Raw genomic sequence first — 11,569 nt, forward strand, 5'->3', positions numbered from 1 at the left:
CTAGACCGAATCAGGCATGATCAGAAGACGTGCACTGAACGCATGTTCAATTTTTCGCCGGAGCGAAGTGTGGCATTCCCTTCCTTCGGCCTGAGCGAGCAGCCGCGATCAGTCCACGACGAGGAAGTAATTCGCCTGGCTCTGGCCGCCGTTGCGGACTTCGATCAGATAGCGCTGCGTGAAGATCGGAACCCAGCGGCACGCGCGTCGCTGGGTGTCGGCCACGCAGACCGGCTTGCGCGATGCATCCACGACCCGCAGACTGAGCGGCTCGGTCCCGACACTGGATAGCGCGATGCTGGCCTTGCGTCCGGACAGGAACACCTGCTGGAACGAATCGCTTTGCCCCGCGCCGATCCGGCCCGATCGATAGCCCGGCCCGAGCGGGCTGCCGCGCAAAGGAGGACCGGCCGGAGGAGCCAGCGTGCGCCAGCCTGGAACCGGATCGGCGCCGGTCCAGCCGTCCAGGGGATGCGCCCCGGCACGTTCGATGATGCGCAGCGCTGCCGCGAGGGCCGCCCGATCGGCAGCCTGTTCGGCCTCCTGTGCCGTAGCGAGTGCTGCCGCCACCCGCTCGTCGAGGCCGGTTTCGCCGGTTGCAGTGGCCACCGACGGAATCGCACCGACAAACAGTGCTCCCACGGCAATCAGGCTTTGAGCAGTCAGAACGGCTCTGGCCGCGATCATGATTTCGACTCCGGGGCGATCGTGAAACAGGCTCCCTTTTCGGAGGGTGTCAGCACGATTTCAAGGTGATGGCGTTCCGCGATCGCGCGGCACAAGGCCAGACCCAGCCCCGAGCCGCCTTGCCCGCCATGGTTGCCGGCGCGGCTGAACTTGTCGAAAATCCGCTCGCGATCTTCCTCGGGCACGCCGGGACCATCGTCGCGAACGATGAGGCGAGGTCCCTTGAGCAGTTCCAGCCTGACCGTTCCGCCGGGGGGGACGAATTTGAATGCGTTGTCCAGAAGGTTGGTGATCAGCCGGGTAAGCTGCATTTCCTCGCCTTCCAGCACTATGCCGGGCGCAATCCTGCGTTCGAATGCGTGGCCGGATTCCTCCGCGCTGTCGGCGTAGAGTTCGCCGAGCCGTTCGGCGAGTGCGCTGAGGTCTACTGGGGTGAGGCCGTGGCGGTCGCCGCGCCGCGCCTGGCTGGCGGCGATGTCCAGCAGCGATTCCAGCATGCGGATGATGCCGCGGATCTCGTGGCGGGCATCGGCGATGCGGGCGGCGGTTTCGCCTTCCGGCCCGCTGTTCGGCAGCGCCGCGAGCGCGCGGAGCAACCGGTTGTCGAGGTGCATGAGCGGTGTGCGCATCTCATGCGCCACCTGGTCGGTGGTCTCGCGCTGGGCACTGGCAAGGCGGCGCAGGCGGGCAAGGGCATCGCCGGAATGGCGCATCAGTTCGTCGATCTCGTCGCGGTCCTTGGAGCCCTTTGCCAGGCGGTCGAGAGCCCGGTCGTCCGGGTGGCGGAATGCGGCATTGATGCGCTCGATGCGCCCGGCAAGGCGGCGGGCGGCAATCCAGCCTGCCAGCGCCACCGCGCCCACCGCAAGCAGGCCGCCCGTCAGGAAGGCCAGCGCCACCTGCCGCAGTAAAACGCCGAGATCGCGGTATTCGTGCGCGACCATCAGCCGCAGGTCGGGGCCGAGTTGCGTGGCGCGGGCAAGGGCGCGTTGCCCGTCGGGCAAAGTGACGTCGCCCGTTTCCGAAACGCCGGCATGGAGGCCCGGCCAGACGCGGAGATCACCGGCGAGCGGCGTGCCCTTGGCATCCGCGAGCAGGTAGTGCGCCGGGTTGGCGTCACGCGGCTGGAGCGCGAGGCGGTCGTTGATGCGGTTGGACAGCTCTACCGCGCCGCCGCTTGCGAAGATATCGACCATCCCTGCGAGATCCAGGTCCACCGCGCGTTCCAGCGCCAGGCGGTTGGTGCGCTGGATGGTGGTATCGGTCAGCAGCCAGAGCCCGGACGTGATGAGCACGGCGATCAGGATCGCCCAGGCCACGATCTGGGTGAAGATCGACTTATGGACATCGACCAGGCGAGCCATCGGGTTAGCGGCCGTCCAGCAGGCGGTAGCCCGATCCCCAGATCGTTTCCAGCGCGGGGGCATCGAAGCCGTCTTCCAGCTTGCGGCGCAATCGGCCGATATTGACGTCCACCACGTTGGTCTGCGGGTCGAAGTTCATCTTCCAGACGTCTCGCAGCAGCATTTCGCGGGTGAGCACTTCGCCGGCATTCTCCATGAAGTACCGGAAAAGCTCAAATTCCTTGGGGCTCAGTGCAAGATGGCGGTTGTTGCGAAAGGCGGTGCGCGCCTTCACGTGGCACTCGAAGGCGCCATAGAGGATCACCGCGCTGTGCTCGCGCCCGGACGCGCGACGGTGCAGGGCCCGCAACCTGGCCAGCAGTTCGGGCGCCTCGAAGGGCTTGGCGAGGTAATCGTCCGCCCCGGCATCGAGGCCTTCGGCGCGATCGCTGGTACGTCCTAGCGCGGAGAGCATCAGCACCGGCGTGCCGATCCCGCTTTCGCGCAGGCGCGACAGGATCGTCAGCCCGTCAAGGTCGGGCAACATGCGATCGAGGATGATGACGTCGAAATTCTCGACCCCCGCCAGCCTCAGGCCATCCTGGCCGCTGCCCGCCCAGACGAGCGTGATGCCCGCCTGTTCGGCCAGTTCCCTGACCTGGAACGCGGCGCGGGCATCGTCCTCGATATAGAGGGTCTTGGGGCCGCTCATGGCAAAGTTCGTGACTGCGAAACCGCTCGCCGGACTATGCCCGGCGAGCGGATTTCCGCACTGGCGATCGATCAGCGGGCCGAGGCGTTGGTGGCCTGCGGAGCCGCCGCCGAAGCGTTCTCGGGCATGCCGCCGAGCTGGGTGACCAGCTTGGTATAGGCATCGAGATAGGCGAGCACGATGATCTGGCCGATCTGCGTGTTCTGGTATCCGCCGCCGCCGGCTCCGCCGAAGGTGCCACCGAAGAAGCCGCCGCCGGCGCCGCCGAAGCTGACGTCCGACTTGCGGGCATAGCCCTCGGTCAGCGCTTCTTCCACCGTGGTGCGCGCATTGACGATGGAGAGCGTGACGTTCGCCTCGCCCTTCTTGATGTTGAGTCCGCCGGCGATCGCGCCGATGCCGCGGCCGAACAGGCCGCCGACACCGCCAAGCACGCCGCCGATGCCGCCGCCACCCGAATTGTTGTTGGTGGAAACGATGTCGGGCTGGATGAAGTAGTCGGCCGCCTTGATCTGGCCCTTGCCGATGTTCGAGCCCTTCTGAAGCTCACCCTGTTCGGCCAGCGCGCGTTCCATGGCGCTGTTCTGGAGCGAGCGGCCGCGATTGACCATGGTGAAGCAGCCGGACTTCTGCACGAAGACGCGCAGGATCGCCTCGGGGCTGCCCAGGCTCAATTCGCGCCACCACTGGGTTTCCGGCTCGACGATGGCAACGGTGCCCAGGTTCTTGCGGCAGACCGGGATCTGCTGGACGCCCTTGTCCTGGATCTTGCGGGCGGACGAGCGGTCTTCGGCGAATGCCGAGGGGGCTCCAGCCACGGCTACGAGCGCGGCGAGCGCACATACGAACTTCTTCATGACGACTTCCCTCTGTTGCACCGGGCAGCATGGCACGACCATGCCCGGCCTTCCCAACCCGCTGCCGAACTTAAGCGGGAATCCTGTCTGTGCAAATGACTATTGCTGTGAGATTTCCCCTCCGAGAAATCACCAGTCGGCAGCGACCGCCATGTTGTCGATCAGGCGGGTGGTGCCGATCCGGGCCGCGACGAGCAGGCGCATGGGCACCGCGCCGCGTTCCTCCAGCTGGACGAGGCTGTGGGCGTCGCGCAGTTCCGCATAGTCCACGGCGGAAAATCCGCCGGCCAGCAATGTTTCCTGCAGCCGTGCAAGCGCGATGGAGACGGGCTCGCCGGCCTCGATGCGGGAGATCGCGTCCTTCATGGCCGTTGGCAGGACGACCGCCTGGGCACGCTGTTCCTGCGAGAGGTAGGCATTGCGCGAGGATTTCGCGAGCCCGTCCTCCTCCCGCACGGTGGCCACGCCGATCACCGCATCGACATGCGGCTGGACGAGATCGAGGTCGCGCGCCATGCGGCGGATCACCGCGAGCTGCTGCCAGTCCTTCTCCCCGAACAGCGCGACGTCGGGCAGAACCTGGTGGAACAGCTTGCAGACCACGGTGGCGACGCCGTCGAAGTGCCCGGGGCGCGACGCGCCGCAAAGCCCTTCGCTGACGCCCGAGACGGAAATGTTGGTGGCGAAGCCCTGCGGGTACATCGCCTCCACGGTAGGCGCCCAGACCAGCGCCACGCCTTCGGCCTCCAGCAGCGCGCAGTCGCGTTCCAGCTGGCGCGGGTACTTGTCGAGATCCTCGTTGGCGCCGAACTGGAGAGGGTTCACGAAGATCGAGACGACGACATGATCGGCCTGCCTGCGAGCCTCGCGCACGAGTGTCAGATGGCCTTCATGGAGCGCGCCCATGGTCGGTACGAGGGCGATCTTTCCCGATGCCCGCAAGTCGGCAACGGCACGGCGCAGTGGATCAAGGCTGTGAAGGATTTGCATTGGGTGTCACTGCTCCGATAGGATGCACTTGACCGGTGGTCGCGCCTGCCCTTAGCCGCACCGCGGCCGTTTGAGCAATGGGGCGAGCAATGGGTTTGACCCGCTTCGGCGGTTAAGGATTTGATTTCGCTTTCCGGACTAGTGTCCGGGGGCAACAGGGAAAGCGAACAGGGTCCGTGACAGCGCATCGTATCGTCTTCGCCAACGAAAAAGGCGGCACCGGCAAATCCACGACGGCCGTCCATGTGGCCATAGCACTCGCCTATCAGGGCGCCAGGGTGGCCGCGATCGACCTCGATCCGCGCCAGCGCACGCTGTTCCGTTATCTGGAAAACCGCGTCGAAACCGAGCGTCGCCGCGAGATTGCGCTGCCGGGCGCCCGTTTCGCGGTCTATGACGGCGAGGACATCGGCGAACTGGACGAGCTGGCCGAGGCCATCGCCGAGGGCTACGACTTCCTCATCTTCGACACGCCGGGCCGTGACGATGCTTTCGCCCGCCACGTCGCGGCGACCGCCGACACGCTGGTCACCCCGCTGAACGACAGCTTCATCGACTTCGACCTGATCGGTCAGGTGGAGAGCGAGACCTTCAAGGTGAAGAAGCTTTCGTTCTATGCCGAACTCATGTGGGAAACCCGCAAGAAGCGCGGCCTCAAGACCATCAACGAAGGGCGCCGCGAGCTTGACTGGGTGGTGGTGCGCAACCGCGTCCAGCACGTCGAGGCGAAGAACATGCGCCGCCTCGAAGGCGCGCTGCTCGAACTGTCCAAGCGCGTGGGCTTCCGCATTTCCAACGGATTGTCCGAGCGCGTCATCTTCCGCGAACTGTTCCCCTCGGGCCTGACGCTGCTCGACAAGGGGCATCTCGGCGAACTGGGCACCAGCCATCTCGTGGCGCGGCAGGAACTGCGCCAGCTCGTGGCCGGGCTCAACCTGCCGGTACCCGCCAACCGCGAGCCCGACTTGCAACTCGCTGCCGACGAATGAAGCTGCTCTGGCTCATCGCGCTCGCCTGCATCGCCTGGCGGCTGATCAAGGGACGCTGGCCCTGGCAGAGTCTGGGGCAAGGTCCGGGGCAGGGCAAGCCGCTGCGGGGGCCTTCCTTTACCGAGCTTCACGCGAGCGCGCAGGCGCGGGCCTTGCTCGGCGTGGACGAGAAGGCGGATCGCCGCGAAATTCTCGACGCCCATCGGCGCGTCGTCGCCAAGGTCCATCCCGACCGGGGCGGCACGAACGAGAAAGTCCACGAGGCGAACGCCGCGCGCGATCTTCTTCTCTCCGGGCTGGGCGACGCACGGGGCTGATCATGGGCCATCGGTTCGATCCCACGATCCTGCGCGAATACGACATTCGCGGCGTGGTCGGGCGGGATCTCGGGCCGGAGGACGCCCATGCGCTCGGTCGCTGCTTCGCAACCGTCGTGCGTCGTGCCGGTGGGCGCAAGGTCGCGGTCGGCTATGACGGGCGGCTCAGTTCGCCCATGCTCGAGACGGCCTTGGTCGAAGGGCTGACCGCCAGCGGCGCGGATGTCCTGCGGATCGGGCTGGGTCCGACGCCGATGCTCTATTATGCCGAGGCTTCGGCCGGGGATGTGGACGGCGCTATCCAGATCACCGGCAGCCACAATCCCGTCGATCACAACGGCTTCAAGATGGTGCTGGGCGGCCGCCCCTTCTTCGGGCCGGACATCGTGCGGCTTGGCGAGATGGCGGCCGAAGGTGACTGGGACCAAGGTGATAGGGACCGGGGCGGAGGCCGGGTCGAGAGCCGTGATGTCCTCGATGCCTATGTGTCCAGGATCGCCCAAGGCCTTGCGGGCCTGGGTTTTCAGGCGCTGTCGGACCTGCGCATGGGCTGGGATGCGGGCAACGGCGCGGCCGGACCCGCGGTGGAGCGGCTGACGGGAATATTGCCCGGCGAGCACCATCTGCTGTTCACGCAAGTCGACGGCACGTTTCCCAACCATCATCCGGATCCTACCGAAGAAGCGAATCTGGCGCATCTCAAGGCTCTCGTGGCCGACAGGGATCTGGACTTCGGCGTGGCTTTCGACGGCGACGGAGATCGGATCGGCGTGGTCGACGGCATTGGCCGGGTGATCTGGGGCGATCAGTTGCTGGGAATATTCGCCGAAGACCTGCTGGCGCGCATGCCCGGCGCCACCGTGATCGGGGACGTCAAGGCATCGGGCGCGCTGTTCGATACGATCGCCCGGCATGGAGGGCAGCCGCTCATGTGGAAGAGCGGGCACTCGCACATGAAAGCCAAGATGCTGGAAACCGGAGCGCCCCTGGCCGGCGAAACCAGTGCCCACGTCTTCTTCGCGGATGATTTCTACGGCTTCGACGACGGGCTCTATGCGGCCGTCCGCCTCATCGCGGCGAGCGCGCGGCTGGGGCGGTCGGTCACGCAGCTGCGCGAGGCGATGCCGGAGATGCTCAATACCCCGGAACTTCGCTTTCAGGTGAGCGATAGCCGCAAGTTCGTCGCTGTTGAGGAAGTCCGCGAACGATTGGTGGCGGCCGGGGCCGAGTTCATCGACATCGACGGGGTTCGCGTTACCACGCCGCAGGGATGGTGGCTGCTCCGGGCATCCAATACCCAGGACGTGCTGGTGGCGCGGGCGGAGAGCGCGACGGCCGAGGGGCTGGCGATCCTGATCGCGCAGATCGACGAGCAACTGGCGGCCTCAGGCCTGCGGCGCGGCCCGCAAGCGGGGCATTAACGAAGCACGAGCCAGGCGAGGCCGACCGCCAGGGCGCTGGCGACGAGCGGTATCACGCCATCGCGACCCTTCTTCAGACCCGCGACGCTGGCGACGACTCCCGCCTTGAACAGCGTGTTGAGGGCGACCGGAACTGCCAGCACCAGTCCGGCCGTGCGGGGGTCGAGCGTCCGCCCCGCCAGGCCGCCCGTGGTGATGATCGCGGAATCGACGTCCACCGTTCCCGAAATCGCCAGCACCAGCGCCAGGCCGCGATTGCCGAAATTCTCCAGCACCCAGAGCGAGGCCACCGTAAGCACCATGACCAGGCCCGTCAGCATCAAGGCCGGTGCGATGTCGAAGGGGTTGCGAATCGTCATTTCGTGACTGGTGTCCCCCACTTCCACTCGCCGCGTGCGATGCAGATGCCAGGCCGCGAAGCCGAGGCTGACGACCAGGCCCGGCGCCACCAGCTTCACCAGCATCGGCAGCGCGGGCGGCGCCAGCAATCCCGTAAGCACCATGACGCGCAGGAACATGACCACTGAGGAAACCGAGATGGCCGAGACCAGCACCGGCGCAGGGATCGTGCTTTCCTTCAGGCGGTTGGCGAGCGAGGCGGTAACGGCGGTGGAGGACACCAGCGCGCCTGCCGCGGCGGTGGCGATGACTCCGCGCGCGGCGCCGACGATCCGGGTGGCGAAGTAGCCGGCGAAGGAGAAGCCCGAGACGAGCACCACGATCAGCCAGAGTTTCCGGGGGTTCCACGCGTCAAACGGCCCGAAGTCCTCATTGGGCAGCAGCGGCAGGATCACCAGCGCGATCAAGGCGAAACGCGCGATCGAGAGAACCTCGCGGCGGCTCAGCCTGTCGATCCAGTCGTGAAGCTGCTCGCGCATCGCCAGCAGCAGAACCATGACCACGGCGACGGCGGTGCCGATCAGGCGCTCGCCCATCCCGACCAGCAGGCCGCTGGCAAGGGTCACCAGCGCAACCATTCCGGAGGTGCCGCTGACGCTGTCGTTGATCCGGGCATCGCGCCAGTAGCCGACGATCACCAGCACACCGGCCGCCCCCAGCAGCACGGTTGCGGCACCGGGCGCGGGGGCCAGGAGAACGCCGGAGAGCCCGCCGGCAAGCCCCATCAGCGCAAATGTGCGAATACCTGCGAAGCGCGATCCCTCGGCCTGCTCGCGCCGGGCCCAGCCGCGTTGCAGCCCGACCAGCAACCCCAGCGCCAGGCTGACTCCGAGGGCGACCAAATGTCCGAGATCGAGATCGGTCTGCATCGTCCCTCGCGTGCCAGGCAACGGCACGAACATCCGCGAAGGCAGGCAAGTACGCAAGAAGATTGGCGCAACCGGTTTGCCTGCTCGGGCTTTCCTGTTTGATGGACCCGTGCTTCAACAGTCGCAGCATCCCGAGCGATATGGTGCCGAGATCGACTTCATGAATGACGTCCCGATGGCCGGCCCAGATTCCGACCCGGCCATCCCCCCGGAACTCGAGGCCTGGTTCGCCGGGCGCGACTGGCGCGTGCGACGGCACCAGGCCGAGATGCTGGCCGCCTCCGATCGCGGCCTCCATGCGCTGCTGGTGGCGGATACGGGCGCGGGGAAGACCCTTGCGGGTTTCCTGCCCACACTGGCCCGGTTCTGCCCCTCGCGGCTTGGCGACGGGCCTGTTCCAGAGGGCTTGCACACGCTCTACGTCTCGCCGCTCAAGGCGCTGGCTCACGATGTTCAGCGCAACCTCCTTACGCCGGTGGAGGAGATGGGCCTGCCGATCCGGATCGAAACGCGCAGCGGCGACACACCGTCCGACCGCAAGGCCCGCCAGCGCGCGAAGCCTCCGCATGTGCTGTTGACGACGCCGGAATCGCTTTCTCTCCTGCTCAGTTATCCCGAGGCTCCGGAGCTTTTCGCCGGCCTGCGCCGCGTCGTGATCGACGAGATTCACGCCTTCGCCACCGGCAAGCGCGGCGATCTGCTGGCCCTGGCATTGTCGCGCCTCCAGGCTCTTTCGCCGCAGCTCCAGCGCGCCGGCTTGTCCGCCACGCTTGCCGATCCCGATGCCTTTCGCGGCTGGCTGGCGCCTTGGGGGGAGATCGACTCGGTCGCCCTCGTGGAAGGCGAGGCGGGCGCGGAACCGGAAGTGTCCATCCTTTTGCCGCAGGAAGAGCGCATCCCTTGGAGCGGCCATGCGGCGACCTGGGCGATCCCCCAGCTGATCGAGCAAGTGCGGGCCCACCGCACCACGCTGATCTTCACCAATACGCGGTTCCTTGCCGAATATATCTTCCAGGAGCTTTGGGACGCCAACGAGGACAACCTGCCGATCGGCATCCACCACGGCTCGCTTTCCAAGGAGGCACGGCGCAAGGTGGAAGGGGCCGTGGCCGAGGGACGGCTGCGCGCGCTCGTCTGTACCGCCAGCCTCGATCTTGGCGTGGACTGGGGCGACATCGACCTGGTCGTGCAGATGGGGGCGCCGAAAGGCTCGTCCCGCCTGCTCCAGAGGATCGGCCGGGCGAACCATCGGCTCGACCAGCCCAGCAAGGCCCTGCTGGTGCCCGGGAACCGCTTCGAGTTCCTGGAAGCCTTCGCGGCGCAGGAGGCGGTGCATGAAGGCCAGCGCGATGGCGAACCCTTTCGCCCCGGCGGGCTGGACGTGCTGGCCCAGCACGTCATGGCGATGGCCTGTTCGCAGCCGTTCCGCGAGGAGGATCTGCTTTTGGAGGTCCGGTCCTCGCTGGCTTATGCCTGGGTGGATGAAACGGTGTTCGCCCGCGTGCTTGATTTCGTGGCAACCGGGGGCTACGCCTTGCGCTCCTACGATCGCTTCCGGCGGATCGTGCGCGAGCGGGACGGCACCTGGCGGCTGACGCACCCGGAACATGCCGCTCGCCACCGCCTGAATGCGGGGATCATCTTCGATGCCGAAATGCTCGACGTGCGCTTCCGCAATGGCCGCTCACTGGGGAAAGTCGAGGAAGGCTTCGGCGCCAGCCTGAAGCCGGGGGACACGTTCCGCTTCGCCGGCATGGATCTGGAAGTCGAGGCGATGCGCGAACTGGAACTGGTCGTGCGCGCCGCCAGGCGATCGGCGACGATCCCGAGCTACATGGGCCAGCGCATGCCGATCTCGACCCATTTGGCCGATCGGGTGCGATCCATGCTGTTCGATCGCGCCGGCTGGTCGCGGTTCCCCGACGACGTGCGCGAATGGCTGGAAGTGCAGGACTGGCGTTCGCACCTTCCCGCGCCCGGACGGCTGCTGGTGGAAAGCTTCCCGCATCACGGCAGGGCCTATACCACGTACTACACGTTCGAGGGCTGGCCGGCGAACCAGTCGCTGGGGATGCTGGTCACCCGCCGGATGGAAGATCGCGGCCTGGGGCCACTCGGCTTCGTGGCGACCGACTATTCGCTGGTGGTCTGGGGACTGAAGGCGGTGGAGGATCCGGCGGCGCTGCTTTCGCCCGACATCCTGACGCACGAGTTCGTGGATTGGGTGCAGCAGTCCTACCTTCTGCGTCGCGCCTTCCGGGAGGTCGCGGTGATCTCCGGCCTGGTGGAGAGGCAGCAGCCCGGCAAGCGCAAGTCGGGACGGCAGGTCACGTTCTCCACCGATCTCATCTATGATGTGCTGCGCAAGTACGAGCCGGACCACTTGCTGATCGAGGCGGCCTGGGCCGATGCGCGTGCGCGGATGACCGATGTTGCCCGCGTGGCCGACGTGCTGGACCGCGCCGCTCGCGAAGTGGACCATGTCCTGCTCGATCGGATCAGCCCGTTGTCGGTTCCGGCGATTTCGATGATCGGTCGGGAGTCTCTGCCCTCCGGTTCCGCGGACGAAGACCTGCTGGTGGAAGCGGAAAGCCTGGCCTCGATGGCGATGCGGGTGGACCCTCAGGTCGAACCGGAAGGCGAATAGCGAACGGATGGGGCAACAAAAAAGGGGCGGATCGCTCCGCCCCTTGATTGGTCCTTGAGAGACCGGTTCCGGTGTTCGGCTTACTTGCCGAAGTCGCGGAACTGTTCGTTGCCGACGAAGCCGAACTTCGTGACCTGCGCCGCCTTGATCACCTGCAGCACCTGGGCCGAGAGTTCGTAGCTGGCGTTCGGCTCGGGCTGATACTGCAGCTCCGGCTCGACCGGGTAGCTGAGCGACTGCTTGAGCAGGTTCGCGAGACCCGGGCCATCAACCTGAGTGCCGTTCCAGAGGATCTTCTCATCCGCGGTGAGAACCACCTTGTTGCGGATCGGATCGAC

General features: G+C 66.5%; 11 protein-coding genes. 4 read left to right on the top strand and 7 right to left on the bottom strand.

Going from position 1 to position 11,569, the window contains the following annotated elements:
• Positions 1 to 108: 108 nt before the first annotated feature.
• The 5 genes from RT424_RS10850 to panC all read right to left on the bottom strand — a co-directional run bounded on the left by RT424_RS10850 (position 109) and on the right by panC (position 4,589).
• On the bottom strand, positions 109 to 687 hold the full coding sequence (locus RT424_RS10850) for a hypothetical protein (protein WP_313437601.1): 579 nt from the start codon (positions 685 to 687) through the stop codon (positions 109 to 111).
• Positions 684 to 2,051, bottom strand: coding sequence for a HAMP domain-containing sensor histidine kinase (locus RT424_RS10855; protein WP_313437604.1), 1,368 nt, complete (start codon positions 2,049 to 2,051; stop codon positions 684 to 686). The genes RT424_RS10850 and RT424_RS10855 overlap by 4 nt, the downstream gene beginning before the upstream one ends.
• A gap of 4 nt (positions 2,052 to 2,055) precedes the next feature.
• Positions 2,056 to 2,742, bottom strand: coding sequence for a response regulator transcription factor (locus RT424_RS10860; protein ID WP_313437606.1), 687 nt, complete (start codon positions 2,740 to 2,742; stop codon positions 2,056 to 2,058).
• A gap of 71 nt (positions 2,743 to 2,813) precedes the next feature.
• Positions 2,814 to 3,599, bottom strand: coding sequence for a CsgG/HfaB family protein (locus RT424_RS10865; protein ID WP_313437609.1), 786 nt, complete (start codon positions 3,597 to 3,599; stop codon positions 2,814 to 2,816).
• 129 nt (positions 3,600 to 3,728) lie between these two features.
• Entirely contained in the window at positions 3,729 to 4,589 is an 861-nt protein-coding gene (gene panC, locus RT424_RS10870; RefSeq protein WP_313437612.1) for a pantoate--beta-alanine ligase, read from the bottom strand.
• 176 nt (positions 4,590 to 4,765) lie between these two features.
• Here panC and RT424_RS10875 point away from each other — a divergent pair, with 176 nt between their 5' ends.
• The 3 genes from RT424_RS10875 to pgmG are packed head-to-tail and all read left to right on the top strand — an operon-like array spanning position 4,766 to position 7,316.
• Positions 4,766 to 5,578 carry a division plane positioning ATPase MipZ gene (locus RT424_RS10875; protein WP_313437614.1) on the top strand — a complete coding sequence of 271 codons (813 nt, stop codon included), beginning with the start codon at positions 4,766 to 4,768 and terminating at the stop codon, positions 5,576 to 5,578.
• Positions 5,575 to 5,895 carry a molecular chaperone DnaJ gene (locus RT424_RS10880; RefSeq protein WP_313437617.1) on the top strand — a complete coding sequence of 107 codons (321 nt, stop codon included), beginning with the start codon at positions 5,575 to 5,577 and terminating at the stop codon, positions 5,893 to 5,895. The genes RT424_RS10875 and RT424_RS10880 overlap by 4 nt, the downstream gene beginning before the upstream one ends.
• Positions 5,896 to 5,897: 2 nt before the next feature.
• Complete coding sequence (pgmG, locus tag RT424_RS10885) at positions 5,898 to 7,316, top strand: phosphoglucomutase/phosphomannomutase PgmG (RefSeq protein WP_313437620.1); 1,419 nt, start codon at positions 5,898 to 5,900, stop codon at positions 7,314 to 7,316.
• Here the strand turns inward: pgmG and RT424_RS10890 are convergent.
• Positions 7,313 to 8,611: an MgtC/SapB family protein gene (locus RT424_RS10890; protein WP_409521472.1), complete on the bottom strand. Its 1,299-nt coding sequence runs from the start codon at positions 8,609 to 8,611 to the stop codon at positions 7,313 to 7,315. The genes pgmG and RT424_RS10890 overlap by 4 nt on opposite strands.
• Before the next feature lie 148 nt (positions 8,612 to 8,759).
• Here RT424_RS10890 and RT424_RS10895 point away from each other — a divergent pair, with 148 nt between their 5' ends.
• Positions 8,760 to 11,231: a ligase-associated DNA damage response DEXH box helicase gene (locus tag RT424_RS10895; RefSeq protein ID WP_313437625.1), complete on the top strand. Its 2,472-nt coding sequence runs from the start codon at positions 8,760 to 8,762 to the stop codon at positions 11,229 to 11,231.
• A gap of 80 nt (positions 11,232 to 11,311) precedes the next feature.
• Here the strand turns inward: RT424_RS10895 and RT424_RS10900 are convergent.
• Positions 11,312 to 11,569: ExbD/TolR family protein (locus RT424_RS10900; RefSeq protein WP_409521473.1), on the bottom strand; the 258-nt coding region annotated here is incomplete at its 5' end.

This window comes from Novosphingobium sp. (genome assembly GCF_032093395.1).
In the GTDB taxonomy this organism is placed as follows: Bacteria; Pseudomonadota; Alphaproteobacteria; order Sphingomonadales; family Sphingomonadaceae; genus Novosphingobium.